This window comes from Rhizobium sp. N324, assembly GCF_001664485.1.
Taxonomy (GTDB): Bacteria; Pseudomonadota; Alphaproteobacteria; order Rhizobiales; family Rhizobiaceae; genus Rhizobium.
In genome coordinates, this window is record NZ_CP013635.1 from 653514 (window position 1) to 667630 (window position 14117).

A 14117-nucleotide genomic window follows, 5' to 3' on the forward strand; every position below is an offset into this window, starting at 1 on the left:
ACGAATAACGAAATCTTGATCGTCAGCCACAGTTACCGCTCGCCGGATCCGCACTACTTCCTTCGATTCATGCTGGAATTGCCGGTTTCGAGCGTCCACGGGAGGGTAAGATGCTTCAAATTCGCAAAACATTGGCAGCCGTCGCAGCCATCATCGTGGTTGCCGTCTCATCGTCCTGCACGACAGGCTCGACCGACTCAGTGCAGACGGGCTCGGTTGGATACAGCAGCGTCGACTACGGACTGAGACCCGCCTGCCGGGACGGCTTCGGCAACGATCGCCCTTGCAGCTACTAAATCCTAAGGGTCGGCCGGAGCGACATCGGGGGTGAGCCGCCGGAAGCCGCTTCCTTGACTTCGCTTGAACTGAACCCCGGAACCCATCTGCGCGGTATCGCGACGGTCCTTTCAAGAGGCTGCCGCTTGCGCAACACTTCAAGTATTTCCGGATCAGCATCCTTGCGCACAGTCAGATAAATGAATCCCGTCCACCGGGCCTGAGGGACATCCACGCGTTCGATCATCGGCCAAGGGATGCGCTTCGGCAGCCTTTGACCAGCGATGCCGTCGGGCCCGATCACCATTAGGGGCTTGGTGAAGTCCACCTGCCGAGCCTTTACTGCAACATGAACGATGATGCCGAGGAACAGGATCGCGAACAGACCCTCTCCGACACCGCTCGTCGGTCTGCTCATTTCGATCTGCCCAAGGGCGATAAGCAAGAGAGGTAGACGAAACAGAGTGCCAGGACGCCAAGGATGATGAGGAGGTATCTAACGCTCCCTCGCAGAACGAGGATTGGCTGGGCGGCGTTTGGGTCGCCGTCAGTGGCGGGAGAATGCTCATCGGTCATCGGTTGAATTCAACGCTCCACGCAAGTAATTCCGAGCACACCTTAACTGTGTAGAGCCGAGCCCCTTCGTTACACCACCTACTGGAAAATCGTTACGAACACCTGCAAGCGTGATACACAACCGGATAGTGCTCTAGGAAAGGCGGTCATGCGGTATCTTCGGTCAGGGCCGCGTCGGCTTCATACCCAGGAGATGGGCGGTCCGCGCGCCAAAACGGTGGGTCTGAGGTCGGGCGAGATCGCCGACCGGAATATTCGCGTCATCCTGGAAGCGATCCGCAGGCATGGGCCGCTGACGCGCACCGAGCTTGGCCGGCATAGCGGGCTGACCGGGCCCGGCATCACCAATATTCTGCGGCGACTGGCGGAGGAAAAGCTCGTCACCTCGAACCGGCGCAACGGCCTTGGCGGCGGCGCCACAGCGACGGAATTCGCATTGCGGCCGGAAGGCGCGTTTTCGGTCGGGGTCAAGCTTCGCCAACGGCGCGGCGAGATCGTGCTCGTCGATCTGAGCGGCCAGGTGCATGACCGAGCCTATTTCGACGTGGAGCCGACAGAAAAGGTCAGGCGGGTGCATGCGGCCGCCCGTGACATGGTCGATCGGCATGCCGACCTGCCGGTCATCGGGCTCGGCATCGCCACCAACGACTGGACGGAAGATGAGAGCGATGCGATCGCCGCCATATCGACCATCGCGCGTCCCTATGTCGAAAACGAGTGCACGGCGAGCCTTCTAGCCGAGCGCACGATCGGCAGCGCCCTTCCGGAGGGGGGGCTCGCGATGATCATCATCGACGACGACGTGCAGGCGGGCTTCCTCATCCGCGGCGCCCCCTATTCCGGCGTGCACGGGCGGGCGGGCAGCATCGGCGAAATGGTGACCGGGCCCGACAATGCCCAGCTCAATACCGTCGTCGGTTTCCAGGCGCTGCGCTCGCGCATCGGCGATGACGACTTCGCCCGTCTGCTCAAGGGCGAGGAATTCTCCTGCCCCTTGCTGTCGCAATGGATCCGCGAGGCCGCCGGCCATCTGCTCGATCCCATCATCGCCATGGCCGGTTTCTTCGCTCCCAGCGCCGTCATGATCGGCGGAGATCTGCCGCAGGGCGTGCTCGAGGCGCTGATCCATCAGCTTTCCATCGAGCGGCGCGATACGTCGACACGCCCGATCATCACGCCGTGGATTTCGCCGATGCGGCCGGCAAGCTTCAGCGGCGGCGGCGTAGCACTCGGTGCCGCGCTCCTGCCCTTCCTCAACACCCTGCTTCTGCCGCCGGCTTCGGCGTGACGTCCAAGGCGCTGCGCGCTTTGGACGGGATCAGGCGAGCGTTTCGTCCTTGTGGCTGAGATCGGAGGCAAGCGCCTTGTCGAGCACCTTCTGGATGTTGGCGGCGCGGCGGAAGGACGGTTCCTGGGTCTTGCCCGCGCGCACCGCCTGGACGAAACGCTGGTAATTGGTCTCGACGGGATCGAAGGGCACGTCGCGCCAGGTCGCCGTGTGCACGTCTTCGCCGAGACAGGCGCGCAGCGTCGAGTTCCCGGTATCGTAGACCATCTCGATCGAGCCGGTTTCGCCATAGACCCTGAGGCGTAGCTGATCCATCTGGCCGGCGGCGGTGCGCGTCGCCTGGATCGTGCCGATCGCCCCGTTGGTGAAATCGACATTCATCGTGAAGCTGTCATTGGCGTCGAGATCGTACTCGCCGATCTTATGGCCCGGCGCCTTATCGAAGGTCTTCAGCCGGGCGAAGACATGGGCGATGTCGAGGCCGGAACCGTAGGAGGCGAAATCGACGATATGGATGCCGATATCGCCCAGCGCGCCGTTCGACCCATGTTTCTTGCTCAGCCGCCACAGCCATTTGCTTTCGCTCTTCCAGTCGCCCCAGTGGCGGCCGACCAGCCAGCTTTGCAGGTGCGATGCCTCGACATGGCGCACCGCGCCGATTTCACCGGCAAGCACCATCTGCCGGCCTTTCTGCAGGGCGGGCGAATTGCGATAGGTGAAATTGACCATGCCGACCTTGCCCGAACGTTCGATCGCCTCGGTCATCTCCATTGCCTTGACCGCATCGGTCGCAAGCGGCTTTTCGCAGAAGACATGCTTACCGGCGGCCACCGCCTGCAGCGTCGTCGGGTGGTGGATGCTGTCAGGCGTGACATTGGCAACCGCGTCGAATTCGCCCCAGGCGAGAGCCTCCTCGAGAGAGTTGAAATGATTGGCGATGCCATGTTCGCTGCAGAAGGCGGCAAGCCTTTCCGGCACGACATCGACACCGCCGACGACGCTGACGCCCTCGATCGCCTTGAACCGCGCGGCATGCTGGTTGGCCATCCCGCCGGTGCCGAGAATGAGTAAACGCATCTTTTCCTCCATAGACTTTCAATTTCCGGCCGCCTCGGCAGCCGGGCAGGCCAGCCCGGGCCGTCGCGCTAAATCGCGATTGCCGTGCTGTTCTTCCTCTGGAAATTGCCGGGATATGCGCTAGCTGCTGTTGATCGTCGCCAGCATCTCAACCTCCCCAGGTCTGCCTTTCAAGCTCTGGCTTGACATCAAATCAAAGTAACTTAATCTAATTAATGCAGCACGGAAATGAGGAGAGGTCAACCGACCGCCAGGCTGTATTCGTTCAAAATGGGGAGGAGACCCATCATGAAGAGCGCCACCGTCAGCGCATTTGCGCTGAGCACAATGTTATTTTCAGCATCCGTTTCATTTGCCCAGGAACTTGCCACCAAGGACCGGATCGGCCTTGCCGATGCACCAAAATCCCTCGTCGTCCGCCTGACCAACGACAGCCCGAACAATTCCGATCCCGCCATCGCCGAGGGCTATCAGAAGCTCTTCGTCGACTTCATCAAGAAGCATCCCGACTGGAAACTGCAGATGCAGTTCATGTCCTCAGACATCGGCACCGAACAAGCCAAGATGCTGGAGCAGGCCAAGGCCGGCAATGCGCCGGATTGCGCCGCCGTCGATTCCTTCGTGCTGTCGCAGTTCATGGTCAATCACGTGCTGGCCGATTTCACGCCCTATTTCTCGAAGGAAGAAGTGGACGACCTCTTCCCCTTCATCCGCAGCGGCATCACCGACAAGGACCAGACGGTACGGGCCTGGTGGTGGGATACGGACCTTCGCGTGCTCTACCGCAACAAATCGATCGTCGCCGAGGCGCCTGCGACCTGGGACGATCTGAAGACCGCCGCGCTCGCCTCCACCAAGGAAGGCATGGAAGGCGTGCTCTTCAACGGCGGGCGCTGGGAAGGCACGACCTTCGACTGGCTGGCGAACTATTGGGCGCTCGGCGGCAAGCTCGTCGACGATACCGGCAAGCCGGTCTTCGGCGAAGGCGAGAACAAGGAGAAGTTCCTGAAGGCGCTCAACTATTTCAAGGATCTCGTCGATTCCGGCGCGGCTCCGAAACGCGTCAGCACCATCGCCAATTACGACGACATGAATGCTGCGGCAGCGGCCGCGACGACGGCCCTCTTCATCGGCGGCAACTGGCAATATGCGCAGCTGAAGTCCACGCTCGACGAAGACGAGTTCAAGAACTGGACCTTCTCGCCGATCCCCGGCCCGACGGTCGATCAGCGCTCGACCGGCACCGGCGGCTGGACGATCGCCTCCTTCAGCAAGGACAAGGACAAGGTCGAGATGTGCGCCAACCTGGCGCGCGAGGTTTATATGGGGCCGGCCAATGCGCTGCAGCAGCAGCTGCCGACCCGCAAATCGCTGTTCGACAAGTATGAGGTCTTCTCGACCGAAGCCAACAAGACCTTCGCCAAGGCGCTGGTCGACGGACAGGCCCGCCCGGGTGTGCCGATCTATCCGGAGATCTCCAACCAGATCCAGATCATGATGGGCGACGTGCTTTCGGGCACCAAAAAGCCGGAGGACGCTTTGAACGCCGCCTTCAATGCGGCGATGGAAGCTTACAAGCGTCTGTGATGCTGCGGTTAAGTTCAGGAGATTGGCGAGAGCAGCCCCCCATCCGGCTGCCGCCACCTTCTCCCCGCCCGCGGGGAGAAGGCAAGATGCCGCAAGCTCTCCGTCCCTCACAAGCGCCTCGTAGGGCACGTCCCCTCTCCCCGCGAGGGGGGAGAGGGTTAGGGTGAGGGGTATCTCCACCGCTTCAGACAGCGGCGCCGCCTGTCCGCAGGCGCCGCCGGCTTTGCCAAGTCAGGACAGGGAAGCCAATGAGCCCAATTGCCATCGAGGCTGACAGCCCGCCTCAAAGCAGAACGTTCATGCGCCGTTTCGCCGGTGCGCCGCTGCCCTGGATCATGCCCGTGATCGTCGTCATCGGCATCTTCTACCTCTACCCCGTCATCGACGTTTTCCGGCTTTCCTTCACCAATGCGACGCTGATCGGCGACACCCAGGACTATACGCTGGGCTCGATCGTCAATGCCTTGAGCTCACCGCAGCTGCCCGACATTTTATGGGCGACGCTGATCTTCGTCGGCGGCAGCGTCATCGGCCAGCAGATCCTCGGCCTTGCGGTCGCAGTCACCGTCATTCGCGGCGAAAAACGCGGCCTGTTCGGCACCACCATCCTGAGGACAACGGCGCTGATCGCCTGGGTCGTGCCGGGCATTGCCGGCGGCATCATCTGGCAGATGCTGTTTTCCGAAGCGCCTTACGGCGCGCTGAACAGCATTCTGAGATTGATGCATATGCCAACCGTCGCCTGGCTTTCCGATCCGGCGATCGCGCCATGGTCGACGCTGATCTCCAACATCTGGCGCGGCACGGCCTTTTCCATGGTCGTCATGTATGCGGCGCTGAAGGCGATCGATCCCTCGCTCTATGAAGCCGCCGAGGTCGATGGCGCGACGGCCTCGCAGCAGTTCTTCTTCGTCACCCTGCCGCAGCTGCGCGCCGCCATCCTCGTCAATATGATCCTCATCACCATCCAGACGGTAAACACCTTCGATGCGATCATCACGCTGACCGGCGGCGGTCCGGGGCGGGCGACGGAGGTGATCTCGCTCTACGTCTTCAACATCGTCTTCAGAAACTACGATCTCTCCGGCGGCAGTGTGCTCTCGGTGCTGATGCTGATCATCAGCCTCGGGCTTGCCTTCGTCTATGCCTCGTTCCTGCCGAAGGAGGAGGAGCAATGAGCGGGAGGACAGGAACCAGGCTTGGCGACGCCCTGAGCTATCTCTTCATGCTGGTGATGTTCGTCTTCTTCGCCGGCCCCCTCACCTATCTCCTGTCGATGGCGATGCGTGACAAGCGCGAAATCTATCGCGGCGCGGCGCGCTATATTCCTCAGAACCCGACGATCGACAATTTCATCACCGTGCTGAACAACAGCTATTTTCCGATCTATCTCTGGAACGGCCTCAAGCTCGCGGCCCTGAGCGGGATCGGTGTGCTGATCGTGGCACTGCCCGCCGCTTACGCCTTTTCCCGCTTTCAGTTCCGCGGCAAGGGCCTGTCGATGATGGGGCTCCTGCTCTTCCAGATGATTTCGCCGCTCGTCATCATGGTCCCGCTCTACCGCTACATGAACCGGCTCGGCATGCTCGACACGCATTTTGCCGTCGTCATGGTCTATATCGCGCTCGGCGTTCCGCTGGCGACCTGGCTGTTGAAGAGCACGGTCGACGGCATTCCGCGCAGCCTCGACGAAGCCGCCATGATCGACGGCTGCAACCGGTTTTCGGTGTTCTGGCGCATCATCCTGCCTTTGTCGGCGCCGGGTATCGCCTCGGTCTTCATCATCACGGTGATCGCCGGCTGGTCGCAATTCCTTGTGCCTTTCCTGCTGCTCACCAAAAATGACCTGATGCCGATCGGCGTCGGAATCTTTAACTTCCGCGGCATGCAGACCGACTCGTCCATCCAGCTGCTTGCCGCCGCCTGCCTGATCTCGGTCGTTCCGGCGATCGTGGCCTTCCTGTCGCTCCAGAGGCTGATCCTCGGCGCGATGACCAGCGGCGCGGTGAAGGGATGAGGATCGGTCAGTCTCGATGATTGATGAAGGATTCGACCCTATGAACCAGACACTCGGCGCCAGGCCGTCCCCCGATCTGACCGGTGCCAATGTCGAGGATGCCGGCGAGCATAACAGGGCGGTCGTCCTGCGCTGCATCCATCGCCAGGCGCCGATTTCGCGCGCCGAAATCGCGCGGCGCACCGGCTTTACCAAACCGGCCATCGCGCGCATCGTCGATCGGCTGCTGGATGAGGGGCTGATCATGGAAGCCCGCCGGCGGCATGGGCTGCGAGGCCAGCCGGCGATCGAACTGGAGATCAATCCGGATGCCTGTTTTGCGATCGGCATCAACATCGACCGCGACCATCTGACGATCCTGGCGGTCGACGCCGTCGGCAATGTGCGCGCCCGCGTGCATCACGAAAAGCGCTTCATCCTGCCGGCGGAATTCCTGCAGCTGACATCAGATGCGATTTCGCATTTCCAGCGCAGCCGGCTGATCGATGATGCGCGGCTCGCCGGCATCGGCCTGGCGATGCCGGATTGGCTCGGCGAAATTTCGCTGCTCGGCAAGCCCAGGGCCTATCAGGAATGGACCGCATTCGATGTGCGCGCCGCACTGGAGAACCTGACGCAGCATCCCGTTTTCATCGAAAACGAGGCCAATGCGGCAGCCCTTGCGGAGCTCGATTACGGCCTCGGCGCCGAGAGCAGCAGCTTCTTCTATATCGCCATCAATGCCTGCCCCGGCGGCGGTCTCGTGCTTGACGGCAACGGCCATCGCGGCGCCATGGGCCTCAGCGGCGAAATCGGCTGGCTTCCCATCGCCGACGGCCGAGACGAGAAGGCCCACAAGGTCCAGCTTCTCGGCGAAATATTCTCGCTGTTTTCACTTTATGATTTTCTTGCGCGCCACGACATCGAGGTGAGTGTTCCGCACGATCTGCTGACGCTCGATGCGCATGGCAGGCGCCTGGTTTCGCAGTGGCTGAAGGAAATGAGCGCGCATCTGGCCGTCGCCGTCAAGCATATCGGCTTGATCGTCGATCCCGACGCCGTCCTCGTCGGCGGCCGGCTGCCGATCCGCATCGTCGACGAGCTGCTGCGCTATGTGCACGAGCATCTCGACCCCGAAGACACCACCCTGCCCTCGCTGCATCGCGCCTCAATTGGCGAGGATGCCTCGGCCATGGGCGCCGCCGCCATGCCGATGGCGGCAGCCCTCATGCTCGCATCGGCGGATGTGGCTCAACGCACGCGTTCGCCGCTGAAAAACATGGATCGCCTGAACAGTTGAACCGGCCGGCAAGGCGCCAGGGATTGGTGAAGATGGGAGGATTTTGATGAAGATCGGCTTTTACACCTCGACATTCAATGACCGCCCGCTTGAAGAAGTGGTGGATTTCGCCGCGTCGGCGGGGTTCGACGCGATCGAAATCGATGTCGGCGGCCATATCAAAACGCCGGATCGGGTGGAGGCAGCCGTCACGCTTGCCCGCAGCCGCAATCTCTTCGTCTCTTCGATCACCTATTTCGGCAATCAGCTCGACGCCGACCGCGACAAACGCCGGCAGCTCAGGGCAAGAACCGCCGATTTTGCCGAGGCGATCGGCGAGGCCGGCGTCCCGATCTTCGTGATCTTCCCGGGCCACGACGACAGCGCCGGCGAGGAGGCCAATTATGACGACTTCGCCGACTTCGCGAATGCGTTGATCGGAATGACGCAGTCCTCCGGCCTCACCTTCGCGATCGAGAATTGGCCGGGACCGAAGGACCATTTCATCGGTACGACGCCGAGAGGATGGCAGGAGCTTTTTCGCAGGATCGAAGATCGCCGCTTCGGCCTGGAATTCGATCCCTCGCACCTCATCCGCATCGGCGTCGATCCCTATCGGGCGATGGAGGTGGTGAAAGACCGCATCGCCATCCTGCACGCCAAGGATACGGCGATCGATAATGAGGTGCTGCAAGCTGTCGGCTATCACGGCAAGGGCTGGTGGCAATACAAGCTGCCGGGGCAAGGCCTTCTCGACTGGCCACGCTTCCTGCGCCAGGCGCGCGGGCATGGCTTTGACGGCACGCTATCGATCGAGCACGAGGACGCCGCCTATGGCTGGCCCGGCAAGGATCTTGCTGCGCGCAAGGAGGGCGAGCGTCTCGGCCTCACTTATCTCAAAACGGTCCTGAGCGGACTTTGACGGCGAATTCGGGAGGACTGTCATGGCCCATGTTTCGGTCAACAATGCGCGTAAGGATTACGGCGCGTTCAAAGCCATCAAAGGCGTATCGGTCGACATCGGCGACGGCGAGTTCGTCGTTCTGGTCGGCCCATCCGGCTGCGGAAAATCCACGCTTTTGCGGATGATTGCCGGCCTCGAAGGCATCACCTCGGGCAAGATCCAGATCGGCAAGCATATCGTCAACGAGCTTGCGCCCAAGGATCGCGACATCGCCATGGTGTTCCAGAACTACGCGCTCTATCCGCATATGACGGTCGCCAAGAATATGGGCTTTTCCCTGCGGCTGAAACGCATGCCGAGGACGGAGATCGACCAGCGGGTCGGCAATGCCGCCAAGATCCTCGGCCTCGAAAATCTTCTCGAAAGATATCCAAAGCAATTGTCCGGCGGCCAGAGGCAGCGCGTCGCCATGGGCCGGGCGATCGTGCGCGACCCGGCGGTCTTCCTGTTCGACGAGCCGCTGTCGAACCTCGACGCCAAACTCCGGGTGCAGATGCGCTCGGAGATCAAGGAACTGCATCAGCGGCTGCAGACGACTACCATCTACGTCACCCACGACCAGATCGAAGCCATGACCATGGCCGACAAGATCGTCGTCATGAAGGACGGGCTGATCGAGCAGTCGGGCTCGCCGCTGGAACTCTACGATCGGCCGAACAATCTTTTCGTCGCCGGTTTCATCGGCTCGCCGGCGATGAATTTCATCCAGGGCAGCATGACGGAAGGCGGCTTCAAAACCGCCGACGGCCTGCTGCTGCCGAGCGAGCGCCGCCCGAGCGATGCCGTGACCTATGGCATCCGACCCGAGCATATCAGGCTCGATCCCGACGGCATCGAGGTAACGACTGTCGTCGTGGAGCCGACGGGTTCGGAAACGCTTGTTATCGTTCGGTTGGGCACACAGACGCTCACCTGCGTCTTTCGGGAACGGATCAGGGCCGCCCCCGGCGACGTGCTGAGGATCGCGCCCATCCACGACACCGTCCACCTGTTCGGGGCGGACGAACAGCGGATCACCTCCGGTGAAACCCCGCTGAACTGAGCCGGCCGATTGCCCCCTCCCCTTCGGCCGGGCGGCGGCCGGGAGCGCGTTTTCCGCGCCCCGGCCGTGAAATTTCTTGGTGCTCCGACGTCCGGGCAGCATCCGCCAAGTGCTTGAACCAGCGCTGAAAAGGTTAATATGCGTTAACCTTAAAATTCTTGGCCGGAATCGGAGAATCGCGGATAATAACGGTTAGAAGGGCTTTTGATCCCGAAAATCGTTATCCGAAAGATTGCTGCCGATGAACGCTAAATTGACGGCCTTGAAGACGGCGCCGTTGCATTTCGAGGATCAGATCCTCGAGCATGGCGACGTGATTTCAAAGAAGCTTCATCTGCTCAGCGTGCAGCGCTTTCCGCCCAATGCCAAAAAGACTCTGCGCAACTTCTCCCTGGCGGAGGTCGCCAATTATGTCGGTGCCTCGCAAAGCACGCTGAAGAAGCTGCATCTCGAAGGCAAGGGCCCCTTCCCGCAGACCTCGCCTTCCGGGCGGCGCTCCTATAGCGCCGAGCAGATGCTGGAGCTCCGACGCTATCTCGATGTCCACGGCCGCTCCGAGAGCCGTATGTATGTTCCCCATCGCCGCAGCCATGAGAAGCTGCAGGTACTGGCGGTCGTCAATTTCAAGGGCGGCTCGGGCAAGACGACGACGGCGGCCCATCTTGCCCAGCATCTGGCGTTGACGGGCCATCGTGTGCTGGCCGTCGATCTCGATCCGCAGGCATCGCTCTCTTCCCTGCATGGCTTCCAGCCGGAGTTCGACCAGGCCTCGTCCCTTTATGAAGCGATCCGCTACGACGGCGAGAAGAAGAAGCTCTCTGAGATCATCCATAAGACGAACTTTCCAGGCCTCGATATCGTGCCGGCCAATCTCGACCTGCAGGAATATGAATACGACACGCCGCTTGCGATGGCCGACAAGTCGAGCAATGACGGCAAGACCTTCTTCACCCGCATTTCGCGGGCGCTCGCCGAGGTTGATGACCGCTATGATGTCGTCGTCATCGATTGCCCGCCGCAGTTGGGTTACCTGACGCTGACGGCGCTGACGGCGGCGACCAGCGTGCTGATCACCATCCATCCGCAGATGCTCGACGTCATGTCGATGGGTCAGTTCCTGCTGATGCTCGGCGGAATCCTGAAGCCGATCCGTGCGGCCGGCGCCGAGGTGAACCTTTCCTGGTATCGCTATCTCATCACCCGCTACGAACCGACCGACGTGCCGCAGGCGCAGATGGTCGGTTTCATGTCGACGATGTTCCACGAATTCATGCTGAAGCAGCAGATGCTCAAGTCGACGGCGATCTCGGATGCCGGGATTACCAAGCAGACGCTCTACGAGGTCGAACGGTCGTCGATGAACCGGGGAACCTATGACCGGGCGCTGGAGGCGATGGACGCCGTCAACGCCGAGATCGCCGAGCTTATTCATCGAGCATGGGGGCGGTGATTTGTCGGCTGACAAATTCGCTGTTTCCTTGAACCGAATCAATTGATTGACCGCAATCGGAGGACGTGATGGCACGAAAGAATCTGCTGGAAGGGCTCGCCGACATGCCTGACGAGAATGCAGGCGCGCCGAACTATCCGATGCGCGGGGCGGGCCGGTCGCTCGTCCGCTCGCTGGACGAACTCGCCAAGCAGGCGGAAAAATTCCTGGAGGGCGAGGCGGTCGTCGATCTCGATCCCGATGTCGTCGAGGTCTCCTTCGTCAAGGACCGTCTGTCTGAAGATGACGAGGAATTCCGCGCGCTGGTCGAAGCGATCCGTGCGCGCGGGCAGGACACGCCCATTCTGGTGCGCCCCCACGCCAAGATCGACGGGCACTATCAAGTGGTCTTCGGCCACCGGCGACTGCGGGCCGCCCGCGAGCTCGGCCGCAATGTCAGGGCCGTCGTCAAGGCGATCGATGACCGCACCCATGTCATCGCCCAGGGCCAGGAGAATTCGGCCCGCGCCGATCTCACCTTCATCGAACGGGCGCTCTTCGCCGGGCGACTGGAAGAACTGGGATACGACAGGGAGGTCATTTCGACAGCTCTTGCCGCCAATGCGGCGTCGATCTCGAAAATGATATCGGTGATGGATCGCATCTCGCCGGAGGTCGTCCAGGCGATCGGCCCCGCACCCGGCATCGGCCGCGAACGCTGGGTGGAGCTTTCGCTGCTCGCCGGCAAATCGGCTAATGCAACAAGCGTCGCCCAGGTCCTGCAGGACGACAGCTTTCATCAGTTACCTTCCGACAAACGTTTCGAATCGCTCCATGCGGCGCTGAACAAAAGCGCGCGGCCGGTGAAGAAAACGGCCGCGGCAAGGAAGGTGAAATGGCAGCCGCGAGATAAGGCGGTTCAGGCGGAAATGAAGAATGACGGCAAGGCGTTCTCGCTCTCGATGAAAGCGAGGAATGCCGGCCGCTTCGGGGAATTTCTCTCCAGCAGGCTGGATGCGCTCTATGAGCAATTCCTCGCCGAGGAGAGCAAACAAGGAGACTGAAACCGCAAAAGAAAAAGGCCCCCAAACGACCTGAGTCGTGGAAGCCCTTCTCCTATCCTTAAGCAAGACAGAGAATCGCATTTTCACGAATCCCAGTCAAGAGTCCTGCAGCGCGACCCCCCGCGTCTTTTCAGACGCGTAAGAGACGCTACGGCACTTTTATCCTCGCATCGTTTCGGTGAGCGGATTTCTTTTGCCTGAGCGAAGGTGAAGGAAATGGAGAGTGAATATGTGACGACGCCCTTCGGGCGGCGGCCGATGTCGCTTGGCATGCTGCTGAAACAGCGACGCGGCGAAGCGATCGAAGCCGGGACGAGGCGCAATAAGTGGAAGCTGTTCAGATCGGTCTGCGAGGCCCGAGCGGGTCTCGGTGTCAGCGATCGGGCACTGACGGTGCTCGATGCGCTGCTGACATTTTTTCCCGACGACGAGCTGTCCGGTGAAAAAGGACTGGTCGTCTTTCCCTCGAACATGCAGCTTTGCCTCAGGGCACGCGGCATGGCGGCCGCGACATTGCGCCGGCATCTCGCCGGTCTGGTCGAGGCCGGACTTATCTCCCGCAAGGATAGCCCGAACGGCAAGCGCTATATTAGGCGCAACAGGGAAGGCGGGGTCGACGAGGCCTATGGCTTCAGCTTGGCGCCGCTTCTTGCCCGCGCCACCGAGATCGAAACGATCGCCGCCCGCATTGCCGCCGACCGGCAGATGCTGCGCGCACTGAAAGAGCGGCTGACCATCTGCCGGCGCGATATCGCCAAGCTCGTTTCCGCCGCCATCGAAGAAGCGGTTCCCGGCGACTGGGAGCACGTCTCTTCGATGTTTCATGCACTGCTGCAGCGCATCCCGAGGACGGCAACACTCGAAAGCCTCCAGCCGATCCTGGAAGAGCTTGAGACGATCCGCCTTGCAGTCATCAAAACATTGGAATCTCGAGAGAAAACTCAAATGACGAGCACCAATGAATCCCGGATTGAGCGTCACATACAGAATTCGAATCCCGAATCCACATCTGAATCTGAACCGGGTTTGGAAACGGGGCAGGAGGCGGAACGGGATGAGCCGAGGACCGGCAGCCGTGAACCCGGAATTGCCGGGAAGGACGGGGAGGGATCGCGGGCCATTGCCCGGGCAAATGCCGGAGGATGGAAATCCTTCCCGCTCGCCACAGTTCTCCAGGCCTGCCCTGACATCGTCGACTACGGACCAGGCGGAGCAATCACCAGTTGGCGGGATCTGATGACGGCGGCGGCCATCGTGCGCTCGATGCTGGCCGTCGGTTCATCGGCCTATGAGGAAGCGGCCTTGGTTATGGGGCCGGAGAACGCCGCCGCCGTCATGGCCTGTATTCTGCAGCGGGGAGGGAACATCAACTCCGCCGGCGGTTATCTCAGGGACCTCACGCGGCGCGCCGAACGCGGCGAGTTCGCAATCGGCCCGATGCTGACGGCTCTCTTGCGGGCGAGGGACCCGTTATCTCACCAAGGCGGCGCCTCGGCCCGACGACGGGAACAGAGCTGCGCTCAAGCGGCGTCGCGATAG

The 14117-nt window shown here is 61.4% G+C and carries 13 protein-coding genes; 11 read left to right on the forward strand and 2 right to left on the reverse strand.

All coding sequences use genetic code 11. From position 1 onward, the window contains the following. The first annotated feature begins 110 nt into the window (after nucleotides 1-110). Nucleotides 111-296: a hypothetical protein gene (locus AMK05_RS35920; RefSeq protein WP_082935813.1), complete on the forward strand. Its 186-nt coding sequence runs from the start codon at nucleotides 111-113 to the stop codon at nucleotides 294-296. Here the strand turns inward: AMK05_RS35920 and AMK05_RS32915 are convergent. Continuing rightward, nucleotides 293-694, reverse strand: coding sequence for a hypothetical protein (locus tag AMK05_RS32915; RefSeq protein WP_237352283.1), 402 nt, complete (start codon nucleotides 692-694; stop codon nucleotides 293-295). The genes AMK05_RS35920 and AMK05_RS32915 overlap by 4 nt on opposite strands. Before the next feature lie 306 nt (nucleotides 695-1000). Here AMK05_RS32915 and AMK05_RS32920 point away from each other — a divergent pair, with 306 nt between their 5' ends. Then, nucleotides 1001-2140, forward strand: a complete 1140-nt coding sequence (locus AMK05_RS32920) for an ROK family transcriptional regulator (RefSeq protein WP_064844929.1) — start codon at nucleotides 1001-1003, stop codon at nucleotides 2138-2140. Nucleotides 2141-2170: 30 nt separating this feature from the next. Here the strand turns inward: AMK05_RS32920 and AMK05_RS32925 are convergent, their stop codons facing one another. After that, nucleotides 2171-3217, reverse strand: coding sequence for a Gfo/Idh/MocA family protein (locus AMK05_RS32925; protein ID WP_064845043.1), 1047 nt, complete (start codon nucleotides 3215-3217; stop codon nucleotides 2171-2173). A gap of 288 nt (nucleotides 3218-3505) precedes the next feature. Between AMK05_RS32925 and AMK05_RS32930 the strand changes: the two genes are divergently transcribed. The 9 genes from AMK05_RS32930 to repC all read left to right on the forward strand — a co-directional run bounded on the left by AMK05_RS32930 (nucleotide 3506) and on the right by repC (nucleotide 14117). Then, the gene (locus AMK05_RS32930) at nucleotides 3506-4804 is read left to right on the forward strand and encodes a hypothetical protein (RefSeq protein WP_064844931.1); all 1299 of its coding nucleotides are present in this window, start codon (nucleotides 3506-3508) and stop codon (nucleotides 4802-4804) included. 248 nt (nucleotides 4805-5052) lie between these two features. After that, entirely contained in the window at nucleotides 5053-5982 is a 930-nt protein-coding gene (locus tag AMK05_RS32935) for a carbohydrate ABC transporter permease (protein ID WP_064844933.1), read from the forward strand. After that, on the forward strand, nucleotides 5979-6821 hold the full coding sequence (locus AMK05_RS32940) for a carbohydrate ABC transporter permease (RefSeq protein ID WP_054184376.1): 843 nt from the start codon (nucleotides 5979-5981) through the stop codon (nucleotides 6819-6821). Before AMK05_RS32935 ends, AMK05_RS32940 begins: the two co-directional genes overlap by 4 nt. Nucleotides 6822-6861: 40 nt before the next feature. Then, nucleotides 6862-8100, forward strand: coding sequence for an ROK family transcriptional regulator (locus AMK05_RS32945; protein WP_064845045.1), 1239 nt, complete (start codon nucleotides 6862-6864; stop codon nucleotides 8098-8100). Between the two features lie 46 nt (nucleotides 8101-8146). Next, nucleotides 8147-9001 (forward strand): sugar phosphate isomerase/epimerase family protein, encoded by an 855-nt coding sequence (locus AMK05_RS32950; protein WP_064844935.1) that lies wholly within the window; start codon nucleotides 8147-8149, stop codon nucleotides 8999-9001. Nucleotides 9002-9023: 22 nt separating this feature from the next. Next, nucleotides 9024-10085: an ABC transporter ATP-binding protein gene (locus tag AMK05_RS32955; protein WP_064844937.1), complete on the forward strand. Its 1062-nt coding sequence runs from the start codon at nucleotides 9024-9026 to the stop codon at nucleotides 10083-10085. Between the two features lie 241 nt (nucleotides 10086-10326). Next, nucleotides 10327-11535 (forward strand): plasmid partitioning protein RepA, encoded by a 1209-nt coding sequence (repA, locus tag AMK05_RS32960; protein WP_064844939.1) that lies wholly within the window; start codon nucleotides 10327-10329, stop codon nucleotides 11533-11535. 68 nt (nucleotides 11536-11603) lie between these two features. After that, nucleotides 11604-12578, forward strand: a complete 975-nt coding sequence (gene repB, locus AMK05_RS32965; protein ID WP_064844941.1) for a plasmid partitioning protein RepB — start codon at nucleotides 11604-11606, stop codon at nucleotides 12576-12578. Between the two features lie 216 nt (nucleotides 12579-12794). Further along, nucleotides 12795-14117, forward strand: a complete 1323-nt coding sequence (repC, locus tag AMK05_RS32970) for a plasmid replication protein RepC (RefSeq protein ID WP_064844943.1) — start codon at nucleotides 12795-12797, stop codon at nucleotides 14115-14117.

What these genes read in the sequence shown, in the direction of transcription:
- AMK05_RS35920 (WP_082935813.1), top strand. Translation starts at nt 111, where the DNA reads ATGCTTCAAATTCGCAAAACATTGGCAGCCGTCGCAGCCATCATCGTG.
- AMK05_RS32950 (WP_064844935.1), top strand. Translation starts at nt 8,147, where the DNA reads ATGAAGATCGGCTTTTACACCTCGACATTCAATGACCGCCCGCTTGAA.
- AMK05_RS32930 (WP_064844931.1), top strand. Translation starts at nt 3,506, where the DNA reads ATGAAGAGCGCCACCGTCAGCGCATTTGCGCTGAGCACAATGTTATTT.
- repC (WP_064844943.1), top strand. Translation starts at nt 12,795, where the DNA reads ATGGAGAGTGAATATGTGACGACGCCCTTCGGGCGGCGGCCGATGTCG.
- repB (WP_064844941.1), top strand. Translation starts at nt 11,604, where the DNA reads ATGGCACGAAAGAATCTGCTGGAAGGGCTCGCCGACATGCCTGACGAG.
- AMK05_RS32935 (WP_064844933.1), top strand. Translation starts at nt 5,053, where the DNA reads ATGAGCCCAATTGCCATCGAGGCTGACAGCCCGCCTCAAAGCAGAACG.
- AMK05_RS32925 (WP_064845043.1), bottom strand. Translation starts at nt 3,217, where the DNA reads ATGCGTTTACTCATTCTCGGCACCGGCGGGATGGCCAACCAGCATGCC.
- AMK05_RS32945 (WP_064845045.1), top strand. Translation starts at nt 6,862, where the DNA reads ATGAACCAGACACTCGGCGCCAGGCCGTCCCCCGATCTGACCGGTGCC.
- AMK05_RS32920 (WP_064844929.1), top strand. Translation starts at nt 1,001, where the DNA reads ATGCGGTATCTTCGGTCAGGGCCGCGTCGGCTTCATACCCAGGAGATG.
- AMK05_RS32940 (WP_054184376.1), top strand. Translation starts at nt 5,979, where the DNA reads ATGAGCGGGAGGACAGGAACCAGGCTTGGCGACGCCCTGAGCTATCTC.
- AMK05_RS32915 (WP_237352283.1), bottom strand. Translation starts at nt 694, where the DNA reads ATGAGCAGACCGACGAGCGGTGTCGGAGAGGGTCTGTTCGCGATCCTG.
- repA (WP_064844939.1), top strand. Translation starts at nt 10,327, where the DNA reads ATGAACGCTAAATTGACGGCCTTGAAGACGGCGCCGTTGCATTTCGAG.
- AMK05_RS32955 (WP_064844937.1), top strand. Translation starts at nt 9,024, where the DNA reads ATGGCCCATGTTTCGGTCAACAATGCGCGTAAGGATTACGGCGCGTTC.